The 18,637-nt window shown below is 33.8% G+C and carries 14 protein-coding genes and 4 pseudogenes; 9 read left to right on the top strand and 9 right to left on the bottom strand.

Translation table 11 applies throughout. The features are described from left to right. Positions 1–50 precede the first annotated feature (50 nt). On the top strand, positions 51–311 hold the full coding sequence (locus O1Q06_RS07940) for a hypothetical protein (protein ID WP_410542607.1): 261 nt from the start codon (positions 51–53) through the stop codon (positions 309–311). Between the two features lie 54 nt (positions 312–365). Continuing rightward, positions 366–698 (top strand): hypothetical protein, encoded by a 333-nt coding sequence (locus O1Q06_RS07935; RefSeq protein ID WP_410542606.1) that lies wholly within the window; start codon positions 366–368, stop codon positions 696–698. A 330-nt stretch (positions 699–1,028) separates the two neighbouring features. Here the strand turns inward: O1Q06_RS07935 and O1Q06_RS07930 are convergent. Continuing rightward, positions 1,029–1,616: pseudogene (locus O1Q06_RS07930) on the bottom strand (IS982 family transposase); the annotation flags it as partial. Positions 1,617–1,745: 129 nt separating this feature from the next. On the opposite strand from O1Q06_RS07930, the gene O1Q06_RS07925 reads away from it, so the two are divergent. Next, the gene (locus O1Q06_RS07925) at positions 1,746–2,615 is read left to right on the top strand and encodes an IS982 family transposase (RefSeq protein ID WP_410542605.1); all 870 of its coding nucleotides are present in this window, start codon (positions 1,746–1,748) and stop codon (positions 2,613–2,615) included. Between the two features lie 6 nt (positions 2,616–2,621). On the opposite strand, the pseudogene O1Q06_RS07920 reads toward O1Q06_RS07925, so the two are convergent. The 3 genes and pseudogenes from O1Q06_RS07920 to O1Q06_RS07910 all read right to left on the bottom strand — a co-directional run. Further along, positions 2,622–3,608: pseudogene (locus O1Q06_RS07920) on the bottom strand (IS630-like element ISWpi10 family transposase); the annotation flags it as partial. 81 nt (positions 3,609–3,689) lie between these two features. Next, positions 3,690–3,973 (bottom strand): annotated as a pseudogene (locus O1Q06_RS07915) (IS982 family transposase); the annotation flags it as partial. Between the two features lie 554 nt (positions 3,974–4,527). Beyond that, on the bottom strand, positions 4,528–4,731 hold the full coding sequence (locus O1Q06_RS07910; protein ID WP_410542604.1) for a hypothetical protein: 204 nt from the start codon (positions 4,729–4,731) through the stop codon (positions 4,528–4,530). Positions 4,732–4,799: 68 nt separating this feature from the next. Between O1Q06_RS07910 and O1Q06_RS07905 the strand changes: the two are divergent. Continuing rightward, positions 4,800–5,036: pseudogene (locus O1Q06_RS07905) on the top strand (terminase); the annotation flags it as partial. Positions 5,037–5,177: 141 nt separating this feature from the next. Here the strand turns inward: O1Q06_RS07905 and O1Q06_RS07900 are convergent. Continuing rightward, complete coding sequence (locus O1Q06_RS07900) at positions 5,178–6,632, bottom strand: IS4 family transposase (RefSeq protein ID WP_410542423.1); 1,455 nt, start codon at positions 6,630–6,632, stop codon at positions 5,178–5,180. A 463-nt stretch (positions 6,633–7,095) separates the two neighbouring features. Here O1Q06_RS07900 and O1Q06_RS07895 point away from each other — a divergent pair, with 463 nt between their 5' ends. From O1Q06_RS07895 to uvrC, 4 genes are read left to right on the top strand one after another with little or no spacing between them, the layout of a single operon-like run. After that, positions 7,096–7,854 (top strand): phosphatidylglycerophosphatase, encoded by a 759-nt coding sequence (locus O1Q06_RS07895; protein WP_410542603.1) that lies wholly within the window; start codon positions 7,096–7,098, stop codon positions 7,852–7,854. A 44-nt stretch (positions 7,855–7,898) separates the two neighbouring features. Continuing rightward, positions 7,899–8,738 (top strand): glycine--tRNA ligase subunit alpha, encoded by an 840-nt coding sequence (locus O1Q06_RS07890; protein ID WP_410542602.1) that lies wholly within the window; start codon positions 7,899–7,901, stop codon positions 8,736–8,738. Positions 8,739–8,741: 3 nt separating this feature from the next. Beyond that, positions 8,742–10,850, top strand: coding sequence for a glycine--tRNA ligase subunit beta (gene glyS / locus O1Q06_RS07885; RefSeq protein ID WP_410542601.1), 2,109 nt, complete (start codon positions 8,742–8,744; stop codon positions 10,848–10,850). Beyond that, entirely contained in the window at positions 10,834–12,651 is a 1,818-nt protein-coding gene (uvrC, locus tag O1Q06_RS07880) for an excinuclease ABC subunit UvrC (RefSeq protein WP_410542600.1), read from the top strand. Before glyS ends, uvrC begins: the two co-directional genes overlap by 17 nt. 11 nt (positions 12,652–12,662) lie before the next feature. Here uvrC and O1Q06_RS07875 read toward each other — a convergent pair whose 3' ends face one another. Next, positions 12,663–13,154, bottom strand: a complete 492-nt coding sequence (locus O1Q06_RS07875) for a Smr/MutS family protein (RefSeq protein WP_410542599.1) — start codon at positions 13,152–13,154, stop codon at positions 12,663–12,665. A gap of 92 nt (positions 13,155–13,246) precedes the next feature. Here O1Q06_RS07875 and rlmB point away from each other — a divergent pair, with 92 nt between their 5' ends. Continuing rightward, positions 13,247–14,014: a 23S rRNA (guanosine(2251)-2'-O)-methyltransferase RlmB gene (gene rlmB, locus O1Q06_RS07870; protein ID WP_007302490.1), complete on the top strand. Its 768-nt coding sequence runs from the start codon at positions 13,247–13,249 to the stop codon at positions 14,012–14,014. 90 nt (positions 14,015–14,104) lie between these two features. Here rlmB and O1Q06_RS07865 read toward each other — a convergent pair whose 3' ends face one another. The 3 genes from O1Q06_RS07865 to O1Q06_RS07855 form a co-directional block, all read right to left on the bottom strand. Next, a complete protein-coding gene (locus tag O1Q06_RS07865; protein WP_410542598.1) occupies positions 14,105–15,325 on the bottom strand; it encodes a hypothetical protein in 1,221 nt (406 codons plus the stop codon). A gap of 171 nt (positions 15,326–15,496) precedes the next feature. Further along, a complete protein-coding gene (locus O1Q06_RS07860; protein WP_410543176.1) occupies positions 15,497–15,766 on the bottom strand; it encodes a GIY-YIG nuclease family protein in 270 nt (89 codons plus the stop codon). Positions 15,767–15,891: 125 nt separating this feature from the next. Further along, positions 15,892–18,336 carry a hypothetical protein gene (locus O1Q06_RS07855; protein ID WP_410542597.1) on the bottom strand — a complete coding sequence of 815 codons (2,445 nt, stop codon included), beginning with the start codon at positions 18,334–18,336 and terminating at the stop codon, positions 15,892–15,894. Positions 18,337–18,637: the final 301 nt, after the last annotated feature.

Genomic DNA, 18,637 nt, shown 5'->3' with positions numbered 1-18,637 from the left:
CTAAAACCGAGCAATGCAGTGCACCAGCTAAGGCAGGGCAGGATTTTACTTTGCAAAAGGGAAAAGAATTATCAGATAATATCTATCAAGCAGATATCATGTTAAACGGTAAGCTCGTAGCTACTTTACCAAAAATAGGTTACTGCATGCTTGATGACCAATTGGTCATACATAATCACGTTACAGAAGAAGAGATAAAAATTCCTAGAGACTTTCATTATCTTAAAGTAGTCAAGTCCAGTAGTAATGATGATTATCAATTAACGTTTTGTAATTTCTTAGGTAATGAGTTTTTTGAACATAAAAAATAAGATTCTCAATACTCAAATATTCCAGATAAATATCAATATATAAGTTTAAACTGTATGAAAAAGGAATACAAGCCAAATTTCTGCAAGTTACTTAACGATAAACCATCTTTTTTTATTGCAAAAGGAACTACTAATCAAGATTCTTCAGGCCACTGCCCAGCTGATGTATTTGAATTAACAAAAAGTGGAAAAGGTAAGAAAATGGCTACATTAATTGATCAATTTGGCGTTTTTAATAAAGAGGGTAAGTTTCAATATTGTGATTACCATACAAAAGCAGATTACGATGTTTATGATTCTTATAAAATTAATAAAGAGTACAAAACAACAGATGAATTTCTCTTCAATGATGACAGAGTTCTTTATACTATTCCAGAGCTATCTTAACCACGCACAAAGTATATTATAATTGTTTCAATAATTGTTTTTAAAATTGAATCGAGTAGACTTTCAAGCAGTGTAAAAATGTATTCTTTTTAGTTTAGATTCGCTACCATTTTGCCGCTCGTTAGTACCGCAGTGGTTTTGTAATAGAACACAAGCTGCAAAAACTTAAGGAAAAAATGGTCAGTGCTTGACACTGGCATCTAGTTCTTTCCATCAAAAATGCTGTAAAGTGTTCACCAATTTAGTTGGATCCCAGTACTGGGATGACATCATGAGGGCTGGAATGACATTATGAAGGCCGGGATAAACACTATAAACGCTAATTCTGGATTAAGGAAGGAAGAAAGTATAGGAAATGGAAGGCTTTTTGGATTTCAAGGAATAGGAAATAAGAGTAGAAAAGATGTGAACCAAGAAATTAACGGGAGATCTATGGCGAGTATGTTCACTTTCAAGTCTATTTTTGAGGTAGCCAAAAATCGTCTCAATGATCGACCTTTTTCTCAGCAAAATCTTTTCATGTAGTGAAATTAATGCGTTTTTCATCCCCTTTTTCACCTTGGTAACAAGTTTCAAACCGCGGTTAAACAACTCTTGGAAAAGCTCTTTTTTAATATAGCCTTTATCACCAAACAAAAGACCGGTTAATTTCTTAGTTAGGTTTGCTACAGGCTCTCTATCGTCAACATTACCTCTTGTAAGCGTAAAAGCTTGAATTTCACCTTTCTCGTTAATTATCAAATGTAGTTTAAAGCCGAAAAACCAGCCATATGTACTCTTGCTTAATTTTGCAATTCCAGCAAAAACCTTATTTCTTGATATTCTTTTTGCATGGCAAACTGCAATAGGAGTTGTATCTATGTATGAGATTCCAGTAAGTTCTGACCATCCGCAAAGGCACTGTAATAGCATGGCTAATACCAAATTCCATTACTAATCGAACAAATAAGAAACATTACAAACGCTAATTCTGGATTAAAAAGAGAATAGAAAAGTCAGGAGAGTAGGGTAAACTCAACAAATAGAAAAAAATAGATGAGGTTACCCATGGAAGATATAACAAAACTGTTTTGTCTGGTCGATGATTTTTGCAGAGATATAGAGAAAAATTTTGCAGACAAACTACTGCCAAACGGTAAAAAACCCACAAGAGTGCCAGAAATTACACATTCGGAAATTATCACAATAATCCTCCTGTATCAGCAATCTCCCTGTGAAAATTTTAAGGCTTTCTACCTGCATTACCTAACATTGCTCTACAAATCAGAGTTTTCGAAGTTGCCTTCATACACTAGGTTTGTTGCTCTAAAGCCCAGGGTTTTGTGGCATTTAGCCATGCTATTACAGTGCCTTTGCGGATGGTCAGAACTTACTGGAATCTCATACATAGATACAACTCCTATTGCAGTTTGCCATGCAAAAAGAATATCAAGAAATAAGGTTTTTGCTGGAATTGCAAAATTAAGCAAGAGTACATATGGCTGGTTTTTCGGCTTTAAACTACATTTGATAATTAACGAGAAAGGTGAAATTCAAGCTTTTACGCTTACAAGAGGTAATGTTGACGATAGAGAGCCTGTAGCAAACCTAACTAAGAAATTAACCGGTCTTTTGTTTGGTGATAAAGGCTATATTAAAAAAGAGCTTTTCCAAGAGTTGTTTAACCGCGGTTTGAAACTTGTTACCAAGGTGAAAAAGGGGATGAAAAACACATTAATTTCACTACATGAAAAGATTTTGCTGAGAAAAAGGTCGATCATTGAGACGATTTTTGGCTACCTCAAAAATAGACTTGAAATTGAACATACTCGCCATAGATCTCCCGTTAATTTCTTGGTTCACATCTTTTCTACTCTCATTTCCTATTCCTTGAAATCCAAAAAGCCTTCCATTTCCTATACTTTCTTCCTTCCTTAATCCAGAATTAGCGTTACAAACTCGTTTAATAGTAGCACTGGAAATACTGACAATAAAATACACAGAACATCTTCAAGTAAGCCTATGGTATCGTAGACTCTGTTGCGTAAAGTATTGTGTTTGATATATTGCCACAACCTCTCAACAGGATTTAGTTCTGGTGAATAAGGAGGCAAGTATATAATGGTAATGTTTTTCTGAATTTTCAAACTTTTTGATCTATGCCAGCCTGCACAATCCATTACAAGAAAGGCTTTTTTCGTGCCTAAATCTTTCGACATCTGCTCCAGAAATATATTCATACAATCAGTGTTTACATATGGAGCAAGTAGGCTAATTTTCTTACCACTTCTTGGATTTACCGCACTGTAGATATAGAAATTTTGTCTACCAATTTTCATTTTAACCTGCGTTCTGACCCCTTTTTTAAACCATCCGTGTCCGATTTTTGAATGAGTTCCAAATCGTGATTCATCAAAAAAATACCTCCTTTTCAGGGTGGGAATTGACTATTTTATTGAAGTATTTTTTAAACTCTTCTTGCTTGTTTTTATCTTGTTTATGGTGAATTGGCCTCGGTGTTATATAAGAAAACTTCATCCTTTGTATCTCACGATGCACTGTTGATTTGCTAATGTTTAGGCCAAATTCCTCTGAGATTTTTATTTGCACTTCCTTAATAGTAATATTTGGATTTCTTTCTACCCATATTTCAATTTGCTCACGTTGATTTTTGTTTAATTTGCTTTTTCTTCGCCGCTGAGAAGGGGAAAATAATTTTTCTACTCTACCAAATTTTAGATGCTTTATCCATTCAGTCAAAGCAGTCCTTGAAATTTTACATATTCTTGCCACAGCGCTTATACTACTTTCTTTTCCTGCTATCACCGCTTGTAACTTTTTTGAAACATATGCGTTATTTCTGACCTTTTTTAACATTTCTTTCGCCAAATTTACAACTTTTTCGTCTAACAGTTTTGACCTTAATGCCATTATACCTCTCTATTTTATCTACTCTAGTATCACTTCTTTCCCATTATTGTCTATCTGTTCTTTACATAGTGGGAATTGGTATAAATGCCACAAAAACCTGGGCTTTAGAGCAACAAACCTAGTGTATGAAGGCAACTTCGAAAACTCTGTTTGTAGAGCAATGTTAGGTAATGCAGGTAGAAAGCCTTAAAATTTTCACAGGGAGATTGCTGATACAGGAGGATTATTGTGATAATTTCCGAATGTGTAATTTCTGGCACTCTTGTGGGTTTTTTACCGTTTGGCAGTAGTTTATCTGCAAAATTTTTCTCTATATCTCTGCAAAAATCATCGACCAGACAAAACAGTTTTGTTATATCTTCCATGGGTAACCTCATCTATTTTTTTCTATTTGTTGAGTTTACCCTACTCTCCTAACTTTTCTATTCTCTTTTTAATCCAGAATTAGCGTTTCTACCGCTTTGATCTATTTTTTCTATTTCTGTTGCAAGTTTCGCTGGCTGTTTTATCGTTTTATCTCCCTCTCGATTAAAGTACATTGTATAAGGAGTAATTGAATTTACGATTTTATATGTCTTCCAGTGGCAGCCAAAAATCTTTAGTACCAATTTGATTATCGGAGCAAGAAAAATTTTTAATTTTGCTATGAATCCAAAATAATAAAGAGAAGCTTATTTAAGTGAACTTGCAGAATTGCTAACGATGCATCTTAAATGTATATCCTTATACTTAAAATTTTTATGAACCTCTGCAGGTACATGTCCACCTAGGCAGTCTCCAAACAATATGATATCATCTGGCTTTATACCCTTTTCCAATAAGTTAGTTACAACTGCTACACCAGATTTAACCCTATTGCTACTTATCAATGAACTGTTTTTACTTAAACCAAGTCCAGGATAATTAAAAAGATGTACAGTTATCCCTTGCTCTGTAGCCCAATTCCAATTTGGGAATAATCTTTACTAGGACTTAATGCTCTATTCCCACCAATAGAGTATATCAGATGTTTTTCACCTTGATTATTGTTTTGATTTTTACCAAGAAGCGTAATTGTCTCTATTTTCATCCCGTTTTGAGTTTTTATAAATTCTCTCTCAGTTTGCTCTCTTATTTCTTTCATATTTTAACTCTCACTATGCTGGTTTAATTATACAACAAAATCTTAAAAAATCAACAAACCTTAATTTTATGAACAATATAAACCTTCTCAAATTCATTGAATTATGCTTTCAAACGGTAGTGCCGGGGTGTGAGTATAATGATTATCAATATATAAAAGTCATAGCAGACAGGCTTGAAGCAGCAAGCGCTGGTGAAGCAAGAAGAATAATATTCAATATGCCGCCGCGTTCAATGAAGTCCATTTGTGTAAGTGTTGCATGGCCCGCATGGATACTTGGAAATCAGCCAACTGCAAGAATAATATAGTATTTTCTAAAATGAATGATAAATTTCCATTATGGTATTACCAACCAAAAGTTGTAAGTCTGTACATTTATACATTAGAGGTCTGAGGCGGCTTTTGATGGTATGCCAACAGTGTTCTATGGGATCCAAATCTCACTTTTACCCACAACTTTGAGAGGTCATTATGCGAAGCATAACCATGCTTTCCCTGAGGTTTTCATAACCACGCCATAGAGTCATAGTTCCTGGTAAATTATCACTTTTTCTATTCATAAATCCACCTAATTTTCCTAACCAAATAATAGCTTGTTTTATGTTTGGAGGTTCTTCTGGCAATTTGGCTACTTTATGCTCACGTATGTAAAGGGTTTTCCACTCTTCATTACTTAAAACCTTAGTACAAACCTCCATAGGATTCGATAAAGCGATTTTTGTTAAATATAAAATATTAAATGCAATAATGCTCTTTATAGCGATTAATTTCTCTAATCTTTCTTTTGTAGCTAAACGAGAGCTTTCTACCTTACATCCTGATTTTAAAATCCTAAAATACTCCTCGATTTTCCATCTTAGCTTATACCAATTTATCCTTTCTATAGCATCTAAAGTGCTATTAACTGGTACATTAGTCAGCAAAGTCCAATCAATAGCTTCTACTCTTTCAGGAGGATTTGTTTCTTTGGCACTTACTACATATATAGCGATTTTATCACTTATTTTATGCTCTGTATCTTTCGATCCATAAATGTAAGGAGATCTGATAGGTATATAGCCTTTCATATACCTGACTTCAATGTTAGCTTTTCTTGAGATCTGGTATTTATTTTCAGCAACATTCAAGACAATTTCCTTTTTTACAGGCAGTTGAGTTATACGTGTTTGCAAATCCGTTTTTCCCCCTTCAATACAGATGAATTTCCTATTAGTTCGGTTGCGGATTACATAAAAACTGTCCAATGATTCAACAGTCCATAAAAACTTAAAAATATCTGCTTCCCTATCACCAATAGTAACAAGCTGTACACCTTCTGCGAGGTTATTTAGGGTTTCTTTTAGTGCCGCTATCCACTTATAGCTTTCTTTCTCCTTTATAGCAGTACGGTATTTCCTGTTTGCTTTTTCTTGGGCTGTTTCTTCCCTGATAGAACGTGCCCAACACTGTTGAGAAGATAGCCCTAAAGGTAATCCGTCTTTGTTAACCATTAAGTTACTGTGCAATAACAAACCCTTTTTATATTTTGTATAGGCTTTAGAAATACTACCTAGACCCTTAGTCTTTATATGAGAGTCAAAATCCAAATAACTTGTATCTTGAACTGAAAATACCAGCTCATTTCCTTTTATCCTTTCCATAGTTTCTTTATAATGGGAAGAATAAATTTCCTTAGCTTCAAGCTTCTCATTGCTAAATAATCTGTATGCACCTTTAGCTTCTTTCCATCCTACACAGCTTTGACTAATTGACCCAGACGCCTTATTCTCTATTAAATAGCTTGTTTTAATAAGTCTTGTATTAAGCCTTACATCTCCCAGATTAACATGTCTCAACTCTTTTTCTAGCCATTTATCTCCTAAGCCATCAGCACATTGTACATTTCTATTTACTTCACACATTTTTACCTCATCTTAAGTATATTTTTCTCTATCTTACTTGCTTTTTATACTTGTGGGTAAAAGTGAGATTTGAATCCCATAGAACACTGTTGGCATACCATCAAAAGCCGCCTCAGACCTCTGATGTATAAATGTACAGACTTACAACTTTTGGTTGGTAATACCATAATGGTAATTTATTATTCATTTTAGAAAATACTATAGATTCCAGCGTCATGAGCTGGAATGACATCAACTTTTGAATTCCAGTTATGCAAGAGATCTAATGACGCAAAGGGGCTACTTGAATGACAGGAAAAGGAGCACTGGGACAGAGGCACTAATATGAAGAAAGAAGGGATAACGGTTATTGGTAAATTTAGATCGTTTTTAACTATTTGCCTTTTTTCTATGCAAGAAGTGTATTGATAAGTCCATTACAATTCAGTATTGTGAAAAATATAAGTCAAGTGTTAGTTAGGACATGGGGATTTTTTTTCAATTTTTGGGTAAGGTGCTAGGCAAGGTTTTTCCTGCCAAAATAGTAAGCTCTTTTTTAGGAGTAGGATATTTACCGGGTTGGCAGCATTATTGGTCTTCTTTTCTAATATTATTTATTACCGACATTATATTAATGCTTACATACGGAGGTGATTTTATACTATATAAAATGCCGAATTCAGGCATAGTTGTAGCTGCTATTTTTACCAAGCTAGCAATAGTTATGTTAGTGCTGCAATTAGTTGGCATATCTATTTTTCATACTCAAGATCCTTCAGCCAGCAGTGATGAGAATATAGTAATACAAATAGCATCAGGACAGGTGATGACTGTTGCGTTTTCGATGCCGGCAATAATGTCAATTTATTATATTGTAAGTAAATTCTATTTAAGTATATGCAAGGCAATACTTCAATGTCCATTTTGGTTTAATGATCTTATGCATTTGTTCTTTTTCTTTATAATACCTTATTTATTTTTTAATATTGTAGAAGTAATAAAACCATGGCCGATAAGTACGATACAGCTTAGTTATAACAATGCAATATCAATCACATTTGAAGGGATTTTTCATGTGTTTTATGCAGTGATTTTATTGTACTTGACTGCATTTATATTCTGCGATCTGACTATGCGTGATGCGATTGTTTTAAACAAAAGCATATTTGAGTATGTAAAAGAAAGTTCAATAGCCTTGAGTGACTATTTTCATGGCACTATTAAAAAAATAAGTATAGAATAGTACTTATTTGCTTATGTATTCAGTTTAAAAGATATACAGTTTGCGTGAATCTACAGGATATAATAAAGGGATTACAAGATTTTTGGGCAGATGAAGGGTATACTATACTTCATCCATATACGTCTGAAGTTGGAGCTGGAACACTACATCCCGCAACAATCATGTCAGCGATTGACGAAAAATCAACAAAAATTGCGTATCTACAACCAGTAATCAGACCTGCAGACGGACGCTATGGCGACAACCCTAATCGTTTATATCAGCATCATCAATACCAAGTTATAATAAAACCATCTGGCAGCAATTTGCAAGATATTTACTTAAATAGCTTAAAAGCTCTTGGTGTATCGACAAAAGAATATGATATTAAGTTTATTGAAGATGATTGGGAAAACCCAAGTGTTGGTGCATCCGGTCTTGGTTGGGAGGTTACATGCAACGGAATGGAAGTAACACAACTTACTTATATACAGCAAGTGGGAGGTATTGACTGCAGAATAATTCCTGGTGAAGTAGCATATGGGTTAGAGCGTTTAGCAATGTGCATACAGGGTGTAGATAATGTTTACGACATAATGTGGAACGGTAGCGGTGCAACTTATGGAGATATTTTTAAACAAAGAGAGCGAGAGTTTTCTTACCTGGCACTTGATTATTATGATACTAAAGTAGTACAACAGCAGTTTGAGGATACAGAAAAACTGTGTAAATTCCTTGTTGAAAAAGAATTGCCGATAGCAGCTTATGACCAATGTATTAAAACGAGCCATCTACTTAATCTACTTGATGCAAGAGGTGTGCTTGGTGTGAATGAACGTACAGCCTATATTGGTAGAGTGAGAGAGTTAACAAAAAAATGCTGTGAATTATATAGAGCAAAGTAGAATATGTTGTCACAATTATTGTTTGAATGTCTTTCAGAAGAAATTCCATCAAGAATGCAGAATTCATCTGCAGCTCAGGTTAAGAGCTATATCACTAATGCTTTTAGTAAAAATAATGTGAAATTTGCATCTATAGAAGTTTATGTGACTGCACGTCGCATTGCTCTTTTTATTGATGGCATAAGTGCTTTGGAGCTAAAAGATTCTAACAATGAGATTAAAGGACCAAGAGTTAATGCACCGAAAAGTGCTATCGAAGGTTTTTTGAGAAAAAATCGGAAAGGTGAAGAAGATTTACTCATTCGCAAAGTAAACGATGAAGATTTTTACTTCATTAAGAGAGAAAGCTGCTTATTTAACATCAACGGGTTTCTAAAAAATCAACTGGAGGAAATGCTAAAAAACTTTTCTTGGCCAAAGAGTATGAGATGGAGTGAAAGAAAAGAGAGATGGGTTAGGCCAATTAAAAATATTCTATGTATTTTAAATGACGAAATAATACCTATATCTTTTGCAGGGGTTACAGCATGCAACGTGACGTATGGTCATAGGTTTCTTTCAGGTGATGCAGTACTTACTGTTAAAACACCCAAAGACTATTTTGAATTGTTAGAAAAAAATAATGTCATTCTCCAGTTGGACAAAAGAAAGCAATTTATACTAGATCAGATTAATAAGTTTACAAAAGAGGAGAACTTACAACTTGAAAAAAATGATTATTTACTTAATGAATTGGCAGGGCTTATAGAGTGGCCAATAGTATTATTTGGTAAAGTAAAATCATCAGAATTACCGAAGAAAGTAATACTTAGTATAATTAATACGCAGCAAAAGTATCTTGCTTTAAGTGATGGACAGAAAATATCACATTTTGTTACTGTTGTAAATGTTAACAACAATGAAGTTGTCAAAGGCCATGAAAGAATATTAGAAGCACGTCTTGCTGATGCCCAGTTTTTGATATCTCAAGACAAGAAGGAAAACCTAGATTACTATGTCAAAAAATTGAGCTCTATTTCATTTCATGCTACGCTCGGTAGCGTAGAAGAAAAAGTGAAGCGTATTATCGCTCTTTCAAAGTATATAGCGATATTTATTCCACATGCTTCATTAATTAAAGTTGAACGTGCTGCATATTTAGCAAAGGCAGATCTTGCAACGTTGATAGTGAAAGAATTTCCGGGATTGCAAGGAGTAATGAGTGGATACTACGCTTCTTATTTTCAAGAGGATAAAGAAGTAGAGGAAGCTATAACTGAGCACTATAAGCCAATTGGATCGGACCAAGAATGCCCTAGATCTCCTACTGCGATTGCTGTAGCTATTGCAGACAAAATGGATAGTTTGGTTGGCTTAATTGCAGCAGGTGAGAAAATCTCTGGTTCGTATGATCAGTTTGGTTTGCGTAGAATGACAATTGGTATAATTAGAACAATACTTGAAAATAATTTGCATATTCCAATTAGATTGCTGATAGATAAGTCAGTATCTTTATGTTCAAGGCTTCTATTGAATAAAAATATAACTCCAGTTGATAAGCCAAGTGAAAAACAAATTTCAGAACTAGTATTTAAATTCTGCTTAGAAAGGTTCAAGATTATTTTAAAAAATAGAAATATAAGGCAAGATGTTGTAGATTCAATACTATATAAGGTCGATATTAATGATCTGCTGAAAGCGGAAAAGCAAACTGTGACATTGGATCGTTATCTTAGTACAAAAGAAGGTGCACAGGTTCTAAGCACTTATAAAAGAGCCAGTAACATGATGAGCAAAGTGAGAAAAAGTGATGGCACTACTTATAATGCATCTTACAGTAAGAAGTTTTTGATTGAAGATGAGGAGATTGTGCTATCAAATTGTGCTACAGCTGCTTGTAAAAACATCAAACAAGCGATAGAAAATAACGACTTTAATACAGCGCTTGATGAACTTGCTCGTTTTGCTCCATTTATCAATCAATTTATGGACAGTGTAAAGATTAACTGTGATTCTAATGAGCTTAGAATAAACAGGTTATCTTTGCTTGCAAATGTTGTTTCTACCTTTCATTTAGTAGCAGAGTTTAACCTTATACAGGTTAAACAATTGATAAATGCTCAGGCAATATAAGGAACAAATCAAATCATCTCCACAATCCTGTGGCGTTTATAAGATGGTTGGAGATAAGAATAAGGTTTTATACATCGGTAAAGCAAAAAACTTGAAGTCGAGATTATCCGACTACCTTCAATTCGAAAACCTTTCTGAACGAATCAGAGTAATGATCTCACAGGTTATTAAGGTTGAAATATTCATCACTGAGAATGAAATCGAAGCATTGCTTCTTGAAGCACAGTTAATAAAATCGTTAAAACCATCTTATAATATTTTGCTTAGGGATGGAAAATCTTATCCTTATATAACAATTTCTAAGCATGATTATCCAAGAATAGCGAAATATAGAGGTAAGTTTAAGAAGAATGAGTTTCATTACTACGGCCCTTTTCCATCTGCCGCTGCTGTTAAGAACACTATATTATCATTGCAAAAAGCTTTTCTCTTAAGAGTATGTTCAGATCAATATTTCTCTTCAACAAAAAGACCATGTCTTGAGTATCAAGTTAAGCGCTGTTCAGCACCATGCGTAGATAAAATTACAAAAGATGATTACTGCAAATCAGTAAAACAAGCACAAGATACTCTGCTAGGAAGGAATAAAGAAGTGCAAAGACAGCTATTTTCTACAATGGAAAAGTGCAGTAGGGAGATGAATTACGAGCTTGCTGCTGTCTATAGAGATCGATTGAAATTTCTTCAGCAAATTCAAATGCAGCCAATGGATTTTTCTTTTGAAGAAGATGTAGATTTCTTCAGCATTGTACGTGAGGCAGACTTAGCATGCATTGGTGTACTATCTTTCAGAGATAAAGGTAACTATGGAAGCATTCCTTACTTCATTGAGAATTGTAGTGATCATCCAAATGATGAAATTTTATCCACCTTTTTGGTCAATTTGTATAATCCAGTTAATACACCACCAGCGCAAATTTACGTTCCCGATTTTATTAAGGATAAGGAAATTATAGAACAAGCACTTTATGCTCTTACTCAAAAATCAATAAAAGTTTTGTATGCGAAAAATAGTAAAGAGCGTGATTTGTTGAATTTTATTTACAATAATTCTAAGCATAGCCTAGAGCAGAAGCTTACTGATTATAGAAATAACCTAGAAAAGCTCGAAGAGCTTAGCAAAATCTTTTTGTTACCAAATATTCCAAAGCGTATCGAAGTTTATGACAATAGCCATATATCTGGAAATCAACAGATTGGTGTGATGGTTGTTGCAGGTCAGGAAGGTTTTTTAAAAAGTGAGTACAGAAAATTTACTATAAAAGAAGAAATTTCAGGTGATGACTATAAAATGATGAGAGAAGTGCTGACTAGACGTTTCTCTGGCAATATAAAAGACATCATTCCTGATTTTTTACTGATAGATGGTGGGCCAGGACATGTTTCCATAGTGCAGAATGTGTTGGAGATATTGAATATAAACGTTCCTTTTGCTTGTATGGCAAAAGGTCATGATCGTAACGCAGGAAATGAAAGATTTTATGTGCCGAGCAGAGAAGAATTTACTCTAGCAAGTGACAGCAAGGTCATGCTTTATTTACAATTGCTGCGTAATGAAGCTCACCGTTTTGCAATAACTTCGCACAGAAAAAAACGCGATAAACAGTTTTTTGCTTCACAATTAAGCAAAATATCTGGTGTTGGCAGTAAAAGAAAGAAGGCACTCATGTCTCATTTTGGTTCGGTAGAAAACATAAGCAAAGCTTCTCTAGCTGAAATTCAAAACGTACCTGGAATTAGTAAAGGTTTAGCAGAAATCATTCTTCAACACGTGAATTCTAAGAAAGGTACTCCTAAATAGGTACTCTAAAATTAACCTTTATTTCTTCTTAATAAGACATAAAAAGCTCCTTTGCCACCATGTTTTTTTATGGCTTGCTGATAGTATAAGATCATATTTCGAACTTTTGTGTCATTCAACCACTTATTTAAGCTATTCTTTATAGTGTCTATTTTATCTGTACTATTACCATGCCCCGTAATTACCAATAAGCACCTATTCCTTGCTTGATAATTTTTGATAATAAAATCTATCAATTTACAATAAGCATTATCTATACTATAGCCATGCAAATCGAGTTTATCGCTTATAAAATATTTGCCCCTATCGATCTTTAATTGTGTATTGTAGTCAAGACAAAATGATGAATCACCATTATCAGTATTAAGAAAATTTTCTTGTAAACTAGAGGCACCTTTATCAATCATAGATTTTATATTTACTTTGTGATCAACTTTCAAAGTAACTTTTCCACATTCTATTGGCTTAACATTTTTTTGCCAATCTAACTCATCATCTGACATAAATTCATTAATTGAACTGCATAATTTTACAACAATATATAAACACAGTAAAATATTGCTTATTCTATAAAAAACTGATTCTCAATAATGAGATGAAATCATCAAAAGCTAATGAAAACTGTTGGATATATGGAAAGCACACTTGTATTTCAGCATTAAGAAACAAAAATAGGCGGTGTATAGAACTGTTAGTAACAGAAAATTTCTACAGAGAATTTGAGAAAGAAATTAAACAATGTGCAGATAGTAAGGGCATTAAACCTCGACTGGTAGAGAACAAAATGTTCAATGATGTTTTACCCAAAGGTGTCAATCATCAAGGAATTGCTTTAAAAGTTGCTCCTATTTTTCACAGCTTAAATATCGAAGAAATAGCTGAAGGTTCAGGTGACAGCTCTACTATAGTCATTTTAGATCAAATTACTGATACGCACAATATAGGGTCGATTTTAAGAACCTCAGCTTGTTTCAACATTGATGCACTGGTTTTACCACATCACCATTCACCGAGCGAAAATGCATCTATCGCAAAAGCAGCAAGTGGAGCACTGGATATTGTTCCTCTAATATACGTTACAAACATAGTAAAAACGATGGAGTCTTTAAAAAAGATAGGCTACTGGTGTTATGGGTTTGATTGCAATGCAAAGGAAAATATAGATGAAATAAAGAATTTTGGGCAAAAAAGAGTAATTATTTTTGGTTCTGAAGAGAAAGGAATGCGGAGATTAGTGAAAGAAAGTTGTGATTATCTTTTAAAAATTCCAATGTCAAACGTAATTGATAGTCTAAATGTTTCAAACGCAGCAGCAATAGGACTATATTCCATTTACATAAAAACAAAAATCACTGCAAATTAGTTGCAATAAAACAAGGATGTCATTCCAGTATCACATACTGGAATGACAACAGTGAATGACATCTTGCGATGTCATTCACTAGCGCTTACATTACCAATCCCAAGAAAGAGGTGAACTTGAATCTGTTGGAATCTCGAAGGATGGCTGTGACACTATCTCTTTTATCTCATTTTGAAGCCATTTGCTACCATCTTCTCCAGCTTCTTCAATAGCTTTCTTGAAACTGCTCTCTAGTACAGCTTTAGCAGCTTCAGTGACGTTACCATTACCATTTATAGCATTTCCTATTGTAGTTAACTTAATTAACTCAGCGTTTAAGTCAGCAGGCATCTTATCAGTCTTAGCCTTTATAGCAGTGACATCAGCTCCTAAGGTATCTGTAATCTTATCAGTCTTAGTTTGTATTGCAGTAACCTTATCTCCTAAATTAGCAGAATTTGTAGCAGTTTCTATAGCAGTTACTTTAGCTGTTAAGTCAGCTGGAATAGTATCAGTTTTAGCCTTTATAGCAGTAACATCAGCAGATTTAGCTAAATTACCTAATTCAGTTCCTAAATCAGCAGGCATCTTATCAGTCTTAGCCTTTATAGCAGTGACATCAGCTCCTAAGGTATCTGTAATCTTATCAGTCTTAGTTTGTATTGCAGTAACCTTATCTCCTAAATTAGCAGAATTTGTAGCAGTTTCTATAGCAGTTACTTTAGCTGTTAAGTCAGCTGGAATAGTATCAGTTTTAGCCTTTATAGCAGTAACATCAGCAGATTTAGCTAAATTACCTAATTCAGTTCCTAAATCAGCAGGCATCTTATCAGTCTTAGCCTTTATAGCAGTGACATCAGCTCCTAAGGTATCTGTAATCTTATCAGTCTTAGTTTGTATTGCAGTAACCTTATCTCCTAAATTAGCAGAATTTGTAGCAGTTTCTATAGCAGTTACTTTAGCTGTTAAGTCAGCTGGAATAGTATCAGTTTTAGCCTTTATAGCAGTAACATCAGCAGATTTAGCTAAATTACCTAACTCAGTTCCTAAATCAGCAGGCATCTTATCAGTCTTAGCCTTTATTTCACCTACGTTAGTTCCAATACCTAATAATGTAGCAATTGCACCTTCAGTCATGAAGTTTGTTGCTATAGTGCTATAATCTACTTCAGCAGCACCATTAGGTCCATACTTAAAAGTGTTGAAAACATTAGTACCATTGTCCACACCAAAGGTATACTTATTCCGTGCAGCATCTTCATAAATTATGCTTTTGATGGTAGGGGATTTTACATCTTTTCCAGAATTGTCTTTAAAAATTAAACTAGCCATATCACTCTCCGTTGATTATAAAAACCATAATGTGCATGAAAATAATATAAATTCCGTAAATACTAGATTTTGCATAAGATTTCCTTGAAGCTTTTGCTTCAGAATTCTTCTCTTGTGATTCAAGTATGTAGCAGATGATGTCATCCCAGTGCTTGACACTGGGATCTCATTTTATTTTATAATTTCATCATATAAATCAGCCCAATTTGGGTTTTCCCTTTCAACTAAATCAATTTTCCACTCTCTTTTCCAGCTTTTCAAAAGTTTTTCTCTGTTCAGAGCTGAACCTACATCTTGAAATATCTCAAAGTAAACTAATTTCTGCACATTGTACTTTGATGTAAAGCCAGAAATAACTTTATTTTTATGTTCCCAAATTCGTTTAGTTAGATTTGACGTTATACCTATATACAGAGCCTTATTGTGCTTGCTTGTAAGTATAATAACTTTTCATATCTAGTAAGTAAATTTACTAGATCCCAGTGTCAAGCACTGGGATGACAGAAGAGAGAACTGGGGTAACATCGAATTGAATGACAAGAAGAGGGCAGGGCCCTCCTTGTATATTATATATAGGCTGAGTTATGATCGTGATAAACGTGATCGCTTGCGCAGTCGAACATTTTCACAAAACCATTCTCTAGATAGAGATCATATTCATGATGTTGATCTAATAACTCAAAGTTATCTTGTGTTTCTAAGCTGAAGTGCCTTGAATCTGATAGCAATTCGTAATTTGGATTATCTATTTTACTAATGCTGCTTATTACTTTGCCATTACCATTTGATATAGCCAAACTATAACTATTACCATCCTTCATTATTTTCATAGATACCTTATCTTCAGGTAACACTATAAGCTTTGTCGTATCACTATCATGAACTACAAATTTGCCATCTTTAAAGTAATACTTTTCTTCCGGCAAAGTACCAATTTTATAATCTGATGTGTGCAATTTGTTCCAAAACTTTAACACAGAGGATTTATCTTCTCCTTCTGCCCTATTATACAAAGCTTTTACATCATTGTAATCTATGGTTACATTTGCCTTATGCTTCCCTTCTACATCTCGATCATAGTTCTTTTCTATTTTCAAGATTGTGTCTTTTAGAATAATTTTTTCTTCATTTTGGGCATGCATTACTGGTTTTTTAGGTACTTCCAAACCACGAAATGAAGCAGTAGTAGCTCTATCTTCATTTACTTGTTCTTTTGAGTGTACTTCATTTTCTTCGTCTTGTTGATCATATTGAATATGGTGAGATTTAACAGCGCTATCTTCTGTGCTTGAGTTAGCTTTTACCCAATTAGAAAACCCTTTCCCGTTTTTGATTTTTTCTCCTTCGCTTTCATAGATCTTTGTCATCATTTCCTTGAAGTAAAAACGACCATTTAGAGTTTTCCTATCTTCTGTTGCTGCGTAAAGTAAATTATCAATGAAATTCGGATAAGTTTCTTCGATATATGCAATAGCTGCTGCGCCTGTTTCATAAGGATCAATAGCTCCTTTAATTATCTCTTCTAAAGTATGCTCCTTGTATTTTTCGCCAACAAGTTTTGCAAAATCAGCAAGTTTTTTTCCTTGTGTTAAGTGTGTTACGTACTCTGCTAACCCTTCCATTAAAACTGTGCCAAGATCAAGCTTAGAAGTTAAGTAGAATGTTAATGCATGGACAAGCTCATGCTTTACAACGTAATTATAATCATTGTGATCCATTTTTCCATCATGGGTAAAATCGCCATTATTTCTCCCATTTTCAGCATGAGAATACATATTACTGATATAGTTATTATCAGAGGATTCTGCTGCACCACCACCTGGTATTTTTCCGGAGTACCCTTTACTTAAACAATCCTCATAACTTTCCTTATTTTTAAACAGGAACAATCTAAAATTAGCAACGTTTCCATGTGCTAAGAGTGGATTGTTATCTTTCTTTATTCCGAAGACTTTATTAAATGTTTTGACAGTATCTTCCAATGCCTTCAGAAGGCCTTCATTGTTAATAACACCATCGTTGTTCTGATCAATCAAATCTTCAAAACTTTTGTCCTGAAATAGATCAATGTTTAAATTAAACTTATTTTCAGCACTATCATCTGTAACGTTTAGATTTATTCTACCTTGGAATTTTAAACCTGTTTTTTGTTCATAATGCTCACTCGACCTTGTTTCCTCCTGAACTTTTTTCATCCCTTCAAGTTCACTCTCTATTGGAGGTGTTATACCATACTGATTATATATTCCTTTAATTTGATCAACACTCATACTAGTGTGCACAAGTTCTTCAGAGATTTTTTCATATAACACATGATATTCTACATCTGTATATCCTTTATTTAATGGGTCATCGAGCCATTTCTTAAGACTTCCTTCAGGGGTATTTTCTAGCAATTCTTTAACTTCCTTGACTGTTTTATTGCTAGTATTTATCCTATTTAAATACTCTCTTACTTGCTCTTCAGTTTTACCGCCATTAAACATATCAAGAGCTCTATCTCTTAGAGTTTCTAATATGAGTTTTTTGTATATAAACTTATAGTATGAATCTGAGTCCACAATGTAATTTTGATAATCCGGGTGATCGATTGAACTTTTTTCTATATATGAGGCTTTAATATTAATCTGATCAGCCATATACCCATGATCATGACCTCTTACTGAGTTCACTTCGTAATCTGCATAGCATTTTGTTTCATCCTTTGGTACAAGAGTAAGTAACTCATTTATTTCAAACAGAGGAATTCCTTTCTCTTTACAGAAGTTATTTATTTCTTGAATAGTAAAAGGTTTTCTTATCATCTTTTCAGAGATGTCATAATATAGCGAATTAAACTGCTCTGTTGAAACATCTCCATGAGCTTGCTTTTCACAAATGAGCTTATAAAAGGCATGATCATTTGTAATCTTTACGTTTTCAACAGATTGATCATCATTTGCTCTAACCCTACCTGTTGTTTGTAATTCGTCTTTTATAACCCTAGTTTGTCTTGATATATAATTAGACATCTCGTCCTCCGTTTCATTTTTAAATACATGTTTCAATCTTATATGTAACCTATATAAAAAAGCGTAAATTCTCATATTGATATAATTTACATCTTAATAAAAAAGTATAGATAGTTAACTCGATATGTAAAATTTAGAATATAGCTAAAATTCCATAGCTGACCTCACGTAGCTGTTAATAAGTAGCGGAATTATAAATATTAAGAAGTTTACTAAACAGAAAAAAGGCAAAAGAATTCCATAGTAGGAAGTTTTAATAATGTACTAATGCTTATTTTAAGTGGATTTTGGCTGAAAAACT

Origin of the sequence: Wolbachia endosymbiont of Tetranychus urticae, assembly GCF_046529255.1 — a bacterium.
In the GTDB taxonomy this organism is placed as follows: Bacteria; Pseudomonadota; Alphaproteobacteria; order Rickettsiales; family Anaplasmataceae; genus Wolbachia.
The sequence above is the reverse complement of the archived record's forward strand: the minus strand, read 5'-3'. Positions and strand labels throughout refer to the sequence as shown.

What these genes read in the sequence shown, in the direction of transcription:
- O1Q06_RS07935 (WP_410542606.1), top strand. Translation starts at nt 366, where the DNA reads ATGAAAAAGGAATACAAGCCAAATTTCTGCAAGTTACTTAACGATAAA.
- O1Q06_RS07925 (WP_410542605.1), top strand. Translation starts at nt 1,746, where the DNA reads ATGGAAGATATAACAAAACTGTTTTGTCTGGTCGATGATTTTTGCAGA.
- O1Q06_RS07910 (WP_410542604.1), bottom strand. Translation starts at nt 4,731, where the DNA reads ATGAAAGAAATAAGAGAGCAAACTGAGAGAGAATTTATAAAAACTCAA.
- O1Q06_RS07900 (WP_410542423.1), bottom strand. Translation starts at nt 6,632, where the DNA reads ATGTGTGAAGTAAATAGAAATGTACAATGTGCTGATGGCTTAGGAGAT.
- O1Q06_RS07895 (WP_410542603.1), top strand. Translation starts at nt 7,096, where the DNA reads ATGGGGATTTTTTTTCAATTTTTGGGTAAGGTGCTAGGCAAGGTTTTT.
- glyS (WP_410542601.1), top strand. Translation starts at nt 8,742, where the DNA reads ATGTTGTCACAATTATTGTTTGAATGTCTTTCAGAAGAAATTCCATCA.
- uvrC (WP_410542600.1), top strand. Translation starts at nt 10,834, where the DNA reads ATGCTCAGGCAATATAAGGAACAAATCAAATCATCTCCACAATCCTGT.
- O1Q06_RS07875 (WP_410542599.1), bottom strand. Translation starts at nt 13,154, where the DNA reads ATGTCAGATGATGAGTTAGATTGGCAAAAAAATGTTAAGCCAATAGAA.
- rlmB (WP_007302490.1), top strand. Translation starts at nt 13,247, where the DNA reads ATGAAATCATCAAAAGCTAATGAAAACTGTTGGATATATGGAAAGCAC.
- O1Q06_RS07865 (WP_410542598.1), bottom strand. Translation starts at nt 15,325, where the DNA reads ATGGCTAGTTTAATTTTTAAAGACAATTCTGGAAAAGATGTAAAATCC.
- O1Q06_RS07855 (WP_410542597.1), bottom strand. Translation starts at nt 18,336, where the DNA reads ATGTCTAATTATATATCAAGACAAACTAGGGTTATAAAAGACGAATTA.